1 protein-coding gene is annotated in these 1,978 nt (G+C 48.6%); it reads right to left on the bottom strand.

Features of this window, described 5'->3' with window-relative positions:
* Positions 1 to 1,978 (bottom strand): hypothetical protein (locus tag ACCI51_RS03770; protein ID WP_371842647.1); only part of this gene is annotated, 1,978 nt, incomplete at both ends.

Below are 1,978 nucleotides of genomic sequence, written 5' to 3'. Positions count from 1 at the left end.
GATGCTGGTGAGGTTGGCGAACACCATGCTGTCGACGGTGACTGCGGTGGCGTCGGCGTTGAACGCGTAACGGTCATCCTCGCTGCTGCTCAGGCGGCCGTTACCAGCGCTCAAAGATTCCGCGCCGGTAATGGTGACGCCGTTATGTATCACTTGATTGGTTTGGTCGGTCAGGGCCCAGCCGTGATTGATGCCGCCACTGACACTATCGGCACTGCCGCCGGCCGTGATGCTGGTGAGGTTGGCGAACACCATGCTGTCGACGGTGACTGCGGTGGCGTCGGCGTTGAAGGCGTAACGGTCATCCTCGCTGCTGCTCAGGCGGCCATTGCCTGCACTCAGGGATTCCGCGCCGGTAATGATGGTGCCGTTGTGCACCACTTGGTTCTCGACGTCGGTCAGGGCCCAGCCGTGGTTGGCACCGCCGCTGACACTGTCGGCGCTGCCGCTGGCAGCAATACTGGTGAGGTTGGCAAACACCATGCTGTCGACGGTGACTTGATCGGCGTCGGCGTTGAACGCGTAACGGTCATCCTCGCTGCTGCTCAGGCGGCCATTACCACCGCTCAGGGATTCCACATTCTTGATAGTCAGACCAGCGTGTACAACTTGGTTATCTGACTGTGTTAACTGCCAATTACTTGCAACACTACTGATGACTGTGTCATCAGCTACTTCACTTGCTGTCAAGTGAGATAGATTATGGAATGACATCTGTCTCACCGAGACAACAGTCTGACCGGACTCTGTGCTCATGGTATAGGCAGCGCCTGCTGACTCACCAATTAAGCCCCCGCCATCTTTAGCAATGAGGTTTGTTACCTCATAGAAACTAACACCATAATTCTTGGCCGATTTATCGCCAAGGACGTACCAATCCTCCCCCGAGTACCCCGTTACAGTGGTCGCAAATCCGTTGGTATCAACATGGTCGACTCCAGTGAACTTATATTCATTACCACTGCCATGATCGGTATCCTGATCAGATATTACATAACCATCATAGATATAAAAATTGCCAGATTGATCACTGCTAATGGTGACTTTCTTAGAGGCAACATCACCTAAATTAATAAAAGTAATACCGTTGATTTTGTCTCCATCAAGAACAGCATCATCAACCGTCAGGGTATCTTCACCTGCAAGGCCATCAACACTGGACAGTCCAGAAAAATCAATTTCTGATGCCGTCAGGATGGGGTTAACTGAATCATCATTTAGGGAAAACAGATCGACATCATTGGTACCAAATAGCTTATCGACTTCGACCTCTTTTATTTTTTTGAAGACAAGTACATCGTTGAATAGGCTAACCTCGCCTGAATTCTCTGTCAGAGCCAAACCTGCTGTATAAGCTTTCGCATCTACAGAATTATCCCCAGCTCCTGCATCAACACTGGATAAATTTCTAAACTCCAAACCACTTATTAAAACATTTCCAAAACTATCGACAGTAAATTCATCATCATTTGAACCCAAGCTAAGAAGTTCAGCATAACTTCCTGAGAAGGACTCTACATTGGAGAATTGAATCCCGTCATGACTTACTAAGCCAGCGTTAATCTCATACCCAATACCATCCCTACTTTCTACCGAATCAACTCCATCTCCAGCATCCAGATTTTTTATTCCAGAGATCGTCATTCCATAGATCGAAACAGCCCCACCGGTTATCCCTGCCCCAGTATCTTCCATTGTGAAATGATCAGCAGAGTTAGTACCAAACAGGCTCTCCGTTTCAACCTGCTCAAATCCGGAAAAGTCAATAGCTGAAGCTGTAAATTCTTGAGATCTTCCAGCAAGGTATACATCCACATTTAGTGCATTAACTACATCACTCTCACCTTGGTCACCAGTCTCTGCATCCGCCTGTACCTTGGATACATTGGTGAAGGTAATACCTTCTACTGCTACCTGATTCGCTGTAGAAAGTACGGTGAAAGTGTCGGCGGCATCGGTACCGGTCAGGGTAATACCA

The sequence above is a fragment of the Microbulbifer echini genome (assembly GCF_041447225.1).
GTDB classification, from domain to species: domain Bacteria; phylum Pseudomonadota; class Gammaproteobacteria; order Pseudomonadales; family Cellvibrionaceae; genus Microbulbifer; species Microbulbifer echini.
The sequence above is the reverse complement of the archived record's forward strand: the minus strand, read 5'-3'. Positions and strand labels throughout refer to the sequence as shown.